This window comes from Bacteroidales bacterium (assembly GCA_014860585.1).
In the GTDB taxonomy this organism is placed as follows: domain Bacteria; phylum Bacteroidota; class Bacteroidia; order Bacteroidales; family 4484-276; genus RZYY01.
The window spans coordinates 23,443-30,640 of sequence record JACZJL010000106.1 but is presented as its reverse complement, the minus strand read 5'-3'; the positions used below and the strand labels follow the sequence as shown (position 1 = coordinate 30,640).

General features: G+C 42.4%; 3 protein-coding genes. All 3 read right to left on the bottom strand.

Annotated features, from left to right (window positions below; translation table 11 throughout):
- Window positions 1–526: 526 nt before the first annotated feature.
- Complete coding sequence (gene recO, locus IH598_11220; protein ID MBE0639080.1) at window positions 527–1,249, bottom strand: DNA repair protein RecO; 723 nt, start codon at window positions 1,247–1,249, stop codon at window positions 527–529.
- A gap of 19 nt (window positions 1,250–1,268) precedes the next feature.
- Window positions 1,269–3,599, bottom strand: coding sequence for a T9SS type A sorting domain-containing protein (locus tag IH598_11215; GenBank protein ID MBE0639079.1), 2,331 nt, complete (start codon window positions 3,597–3,599; stop codon window positions 1,269–1,271).
- A gap of 83 nt (window positions 3,600–3,682) precedes the next feature.
- Window positions 3,683–6,820, bottom strand: coding sequence for a cytochrome c biogenesis protein CcsA (gene ccsA, locus IH598_11210; protein MBE0639078.1), 3,138 nt, complete (start codon window positions 6,818–6,820; stop codon window positions 3,683–3,685).
- Between the last annotated feature and the right edge of the window lie 378 nt (window positions 6,821–7,198).

Sequence of the window (7,198 nt, the reverse complement as noted above, 5' to 3'; positions counted from 1 at the left end):
TTTCTGCCAGGTTGGCGCCTTTACCTCCGAGCAAATTCTTCATTGTTGCATCGCCTTCGGCTTTACCGTTGCCGAAAAGGTAAACATACTTTTGTTTATTCTTACCCATAATTATTAAAAAATTTAAATTAAGTTACTTTGCTACTGATAATTTGTGCTTGTCAGAAAACTATTAATGTTGAAAATCACTGATTGCCCCAACCCTCCCGAAGTCTCGGGATAGATTCCGGGAGCAGTGATTTTCAACGATTTACTCCCTTTTCCCGAAGGGATCCCTATGGGAAGGGCGGGGTAAATAAATCGTTGAAAATCACATTCAAGGCGTTTTCTGGCAAGAACTAATTAAAGTTTCAAACCGAAAAAATTGCTGCTTCATTCCAGTTGAAAAAAAACTCTTCTTTTTCAATGTAACTCCATTTCGGACAATCACATTTTTTGCGACTGCCGCTTTTTCGGGTGGCCGAACAGGAAACCATCACAAGCAGGCAAATGAGCATCAAAGGTAGAAAATATATTGATTTTGATCTCATGCTAAAACATCTTTTAGTACAAGGTGAGACTTTATTTCGCCAAAACCCGGAAGATGCAGCCTGTAGTAGTCAATCAACTTAGCAAGTAGCTCATTGCGGGATAAAGCATTAATCATTAACCCGCTCATTTGCTCTGAATCGGCAATCAGATGCGTAAATTTAAGGCTAAGTGACGAATCAAGGAAATTATTATGCATGGGTTGTTCGCTGACAAATAAACCCTCCTGAAGATCAAAGAAATGATTATTGGGCGAAAAATTATTCATAGGGGCAAATCCCAGGAAACGGCTTAACCGGGCAAGGAACCGGAGATGAAAATTCTCAGATGAATTTTCAGCATCATCAAGGCTGATGAGCGATTGATGCAAAAAATGAAAGAGGGCATCATCAGCCTCTTCGGAGAATATCGAACGATACATCACCTCATTCATAAACATGGCAATACAGCTTTTCCGGATGTCAAAAGGCAACGATTTGTAAGGGTAAATACTTTCGACTTCCCGAATGCTCTGCAAACCCTCTTTTTCCTTTTCATAAACCACCAGTTCGAGAATCGAAAGTGGCTGGAAAGCACTTTTTCTGGCGGCAGATTTTCTGTTGTTCATGCCTCTGATCATGTAAGACCGCAACCCGAATGCACGGGTATAAATTTTCACAATCAGACTGTGATCAGAATATTTGATCGTTTTAAAAACAATTCCGCTTGTTTTGCAGATCATCAGAAACCAATCAAAGTGTTTAATTGATAAACAGAATTTTGGTCACCATTTTTTCGACACCCTCGTCGTCGGTTGAAAAAACCAGGTAAACACCGGTACTGGCTCTGCGCCCGTCCATGCTCTTGCCATTCCATGTAGCCTGACTTCCTTCGGCTTTGGTAGCATAGATAAGCACTCCGCTAATGTCGGTGATCTTTACATCGGCTTTGTTTACCAATCCATTGATAGCAATGATTCCGGTATATCCTTCACGAACGGGATTTGGGTAAACTACCACATTTGAGTTGGTGGGGTTGGGCCCGGTGGCAGTACTTTTAAAGGAAATGATTCCACGATCAGTTGCAAAAAACACCTCTCCGGTTTTGTTATTGATAGCAATATCGACGATCAGATTGGAAAAGAGTGGGCTGTTTTCCTCTGTGAAATGATGAATTTGTTCGGTTCCGTTATCTGAAACCAAAAATACGCCTGCCCGTTCAGTGCCGATCCATTTACGATTGTCGCCATCCACCGCGATTGAGGTTACAACCTCCGACTCGAGCAGGTATTGAACATAACCGCCGACTTCAACAAGAATTCGCTGGGCATCAAAATTACCACCCGTAAAAACATTTCCCGGAGAATAGATCACTGCAATGCCCTGGTCGGATCCAATCCACATGCGACCATCAAGGTCTTCGGCAAGGCAGAGAATTTTGTTGCCGGGCAGGTCACCGTTGCCCGGTGAATTGGACAGCACCTTTACCATGTCATCAGAATCATCGTCAATGGTACCGTTTTCGCTGAATACCACAAGTTTGTGATCTGCACGTACCATGATCCATTTTTGATTATTGCCATCAACTACAAGTTTTGAAGCATCAATCCCGCTGGCACTCGAACCCAATGAGAATCCTTTCCATTCACCATCAGGTTTTTTTACCGATAATAAATTGGGTGCGCCTGAATTAACAACCCACAGGTTACTGGATTCATCAAACGCAACCCCGCTGATAGCCACGTAATTGGCTGTAGGCCAAACCTGAAGGGAGCTGTTGTTTTTACTGTAAACATTGGCGACTTCATTATCATAAAGTTCAATAACACCCTCCATCCAGGTACCTACAAATACCTGCCTGCTGTCGAGAGGATTTACGGCGATGCACGTCATGTCGCTAATTGTGTCGAAAGCGGAATAACCTGTACTGCTGTTAAATGTATTCCATGATTCATCAATAAAAGAATAGACGCCATCGGCAATGTACATTTTACCCCAACTGGTGGTTCGACCTCCTGCGGCAACCCATAGTTTCTCGTTCTGCAGCGACATATCAAAGGTCCGTTGTGAAATCGGGCCATTTGGTGTAATAACAAAGGTGTTCTGAAATCCGTCAGTAGCCACCAACCCATACCTGTTGTCAGCGATCCATTTAAAGTTGTCATTATCGATGACCACATCTCTTGGCTGCAGCGCTACCCCGCCCGGATTATCTATAATCGCTGTTTGTTCGTAGTTGCTGTTGTAAATCTGAAATCCAAACTCTCCAATCACCACCAACTGATCCCGGGACTCGAGAATTCTGAATTTTCCGATATAACTGCTGCCCGGCATGATGCTCCAAAGGTTACTTCTAAAATCGTACATAAAAACAGTATCTCGCATCCAACCTTCATTTTTGTTGTTGGCTAAAAGCCGGTTTTCGTAATAACAGATGGTATTGAACATACCATTGGGATACATCTGTTGATCCTGGCTCCAGGCATTGAAATCGGCAAGGTTTGGGCTTGATAATGATGCTTTGAAAATGCCGGTGGTAGTGGCAGCATAAATGGAATCCGGGCTAAAAGTTATATCCATCACATTCACCTGGCTTCCACCTGAACCAATGTAGTACGTAGGCTCGGGAAATTCTTCGTTTTGAATGTCGAGAACCACGATGCCAAACCCACAGGAAAGATAGGCAAGATTCCCTCTTAGTGTAATATTGTTTATGGTTTTATTGCCAAGAATTTGCCTGCGTTTGATATCTGAAATATTGATTACCCGGTCATCCTTTATCAGATCAATGTTGGTATTGGTGTAAGCAATCACTAAAGTTTTAAATTCATCGCTATACACCATGGCGCTGATGCCCACATCCGACAGGCCATTGACTTTTGATTTCCTGAGAACACTTTGATCATTCATGTCATAGGCAAACAAGCTGAAATTTGTAGCACAATAAATCGTCTGACCATCATCTGCAACCCTGAGTGCCCGGTTATAGGGAAGATGATCACGCCATTGGCCAATGGCAATTTGTGATTGCAGGGATGTCGAAATTATCAGCATCAAGGAGCTGATAAGGAGAAAGTTGAAAACTGATTTCATAGTTATTTTTTGCAAAAAATATACTACTTAAAACTGGTTTTTCACCTGAATATTGCAGTCAAACCTGATCAGGGCTTTAAGGATCAGTCTTTTTCGACCAATTCTTTTTCAAGCTGTTTCATCTTCTGATTGTTCACAAAAGCCATCAGCAAAATAATGAAAAGAATCGCGAGGGTATAATAAACAAAAGTCGGAACGGGTACAGGATCGCCGCCGGCATATGAATGGAGTCCCGCCAGATAGTAATTCACACCAAAATAAGTCATCAGTACTGATGAAAACCCTATGACCGCCAGAGCATTAAACAAATATCTCCCGGTGAGACCAGGAACGTAACCCACATGAAGAATGATTGTGTAAACCAATATGGTGACCAGCGACCAGGTTTCTTTCGGATCCCATCCCCAGTAGCGCCCCCATGATTCATTTGCCCATATTCCACCAAGAAATGAGCCGATTGTAATCATGTAAAGACCGATAGTCATGGCCAGTTCGATGGTCAAAGATATTTCTCTGATAGTCAGGTTAAAAATGTGGTAGTTCTTTTTGGTTTGGAAGATCATCAGCATAAGGTTAAAAATCCCCATGATCATTACCAATCCAAGAAAACCATAGCTTGCCGTGATTACACCGACATGGATGGTGAGCCACACTGATTTGAGCACCGGAACCAGATTGGTGATCTCCGGGTTCATCCAGTTAAGATGAGCTACAAACAGCGTAAGCGAAGCCAGGACAGATGTGGCAGCCAGTGCAATGTTTGATTTCTTCACAAAAAGGAAACCTGCAAGCATGGTAGCCCAGGCGATGTAGATCATTGATTCATAACCATTACTTAGGGGGGCGTGTCCTGAAACATACCACCGGGCCGCCAGCCCCAGGGTTTGCATTACAAAAAATAAAAACAGAGTTCCTATCATTAATTTGCTGGCAATCCCAATTTTAATTTTGGGATTTACAAGCTTCACAAATAAAACGATGAGGAAGATCAGCCCGATCATACCGTAATATTTGTAAAGCCGTTCGAATATCTCTATTTTATTGTATAAAATTTCGATGTTTTGCTTTTTTTCTGAAAGCAGTATTTCACTGGCAAACTTCTGTTGGAATGTTCCGATGGCTTCAACAAATTCGTCAGCCTGGGCATAGTCTCCTGTCTTCATCGCCCCGGCAAGTGATTCAAGGTAAACAGGTATGATGTTTTTTACAAAGTTACTGTCAGCTTCAGGGAAATTCATAAAGCTTGAGTTGGGATGATACCATTTTTCAGCCGGGTTATTGATATCGGGAAAGAGTGCCAGATAACCACCCGATAGGAGTGTGTAAAAGATGTTTACCTTTTCGTCCACATTGATTACATCTTTATCGAATTGGCTTTGATCGAAGGGATTTTTTCGATAAGCCTGATTTACATAATTGCTGAGTTTATAGCTTTCGCGACTGCCTGGATCGAAGAAATCGGCGAAGGAAGCATAACTGCTGTTGATGTTCAGGAATCGGCGAAGCTCCCTGTTTTTAACCTTGATAATCGGAACATGCTGCCACCCCTGAGTTTCAGCCATAATGCCAAGAATCACCTGGTCGGGATTCATTCCACGGAAATTGCTTTTTCCGGAAATCTTTCTCAAAATCTTACTGTTCAGCGTGTTCATTGGCTCAAGTCGGGAATTGGCGCTTAACACTGTCAAACGCCCAAACTTTGCTGCATGATTTTTATCCACCGCAGAAATCGCTGCTTCACTGCTACCATGCATTTGTTGTGCAAACAGGGAAGGTACAGAAAAAACCATTATGAGCAACAATAGCATGGTCAGGTTTGACTTCTTTAAACGGATTTCGGAGATTGTTCTGAGCAAATACCTGAATCTTGTGCGGCGGGTGATCAACATCAAAATCATGGCCAGTGTCATCATGGCATAGCCAAAATAGGTAACTGCCGTTCCCGGACCGTCATGGTTTACCGAAAGAATAGTGCCCTTTTCATCGGTATCGTAGGAAGACTGGTAAAACCTGTATCCCCTGTGCGTCAAAATATGATTCATAAAAATTCGAAAATCGAAGGAAATGTCTTTCTCATCATCAATCAGCGTAACCTCACTGGCATAGGAAGACGGGCTGTTTGAACCGGGATACCGATCGAGGATAAATTCATTCAAGTGCAGTCTGAAGGGAATCTTAACCGGTCGCGAACCATAGGAAAGGTACATCTCACCCTGGTCAAAACCTCTGACTTTAACCTCTTTGCCCAAAATTCCACGTCTCCCCCAGACCACTACATCCTCTTCAAGCATCTTGTAAGTAACCTTAAGCACCACTGCATCCAGACCCGAACTTTGCTCATTGCTTTCAACATTTACCGGGTGAATTGCCCCACTGATTTCAAAAGCACGGAGCACAATTCTCAGGTTGCCTATGTTATAAAATTGCATAGGTTGAAACGGCGCCATCACATTGGCCGGAACGGTATCAACATTCTGGCTGCCCATCCCTGTGATGTAAACCGTATCGGTGGCTGAGAAGAACAAATTGCCATCACTGATGCTCAGTTGTAATCCTCTTTTATTTTTCAGATCGGTAAAAGCAATATAAAAATCGTCAAGTTGCTCAAAATCGCCCTGACGCAGCATTAGCGTCTGCCGTCCTGTATTAGTGAGTGCAAATAACGAAACCACCGGTTCACCATTCTCCACGGGGGTTACTGCTGCACCTGCATTGGGAACGAAAGCAATAGTTTTTATCCTCACGCGCTCACTTCCTGCATCAATGCTGAATGGGGAGGCTTGCCGGCCATAACCGGAAAGTAATACTTTGTGATTGACAATGGCTTCATTTCCAGCTTCTTTCCATCGCGCTGAAATATAGGTATTGTCAGAAAGCATGGTGTTGGTGGATTCACCTTCGCGGATGTGCATCATGCCTTCGTAACCCGTGAATCGGGTAATTGCAGCACCAATCAGTATCACCACAAATGAAGTGTGCATTAAAAAGGTGACGTATTTTTTACGTTGCCACACCTTATGTTCAATCAGACTGCCGATAAGATTGACGGATAAAAAAACCAGCAGAATCTCAAACCAGAGTGCATTGTAAACGGCAACTTTTGACGCCGCTGAGCCATAATCATTCTCGATAAAGGTAGCAATGGCAATTGATATCGCAAACATAAGCAACAATACGACTGTTAGTTGCATGGAGAAAAGTGACTTAATAAAATTCTTCATTGGAAAATCTATGTTAATTTGCTAATGGCTTAATCTGGCTGGAAAAGTTTTATCATAAACAATTTACCTATGTATAAAAGCTTTTTTGACAACCGGATGGCAAAAATAAGACAAATTAGAATTGTAATACTTAAATTAGCAATTTTATCCTATCAGGTCAATTTGTCAGCAGATTCGTCATGGCATGAATTTTATTCCTCCGCGGCTTTGTAAATTTAATCCCAAAGTAATGAACATCAAACGTGTGAATTCTCACCAGGAGTTGTTGGATCAGATCAGTGAACTGGATAAATCCTACCTGATGCTGGTAAAAAAAGGTTCCTCCGTCAGCGATTGCGCAGTCGAAAATATTTCACTGGTCGAAAATAACGATATTAA

What these genes read in the sequence shown, in the direction of transcription:
- recO (MBE0639080.1), bottom strand. Translation starts at nt 1,249, where the DNA reads ATGATCTGCAAAACAAGCGGAATTGTTTTTAAAACGATCAAATATTCT.
- IH598_11215 (MBE0639079.1), bottom strand. Translation starts at nt 3,599, where the DNA reads ATGAAATCAGTTTTCAACTTTCTCCTTATCAGCTCCTTGATGCTGATA.
- ccsA (MBE0639078.1), bottom strand. Translation starts at nt 6,820, where the DNA reads ATGAAGAATTTTATTAAGTCACTTTTCTCCATGCAACTAACAGTCGTA.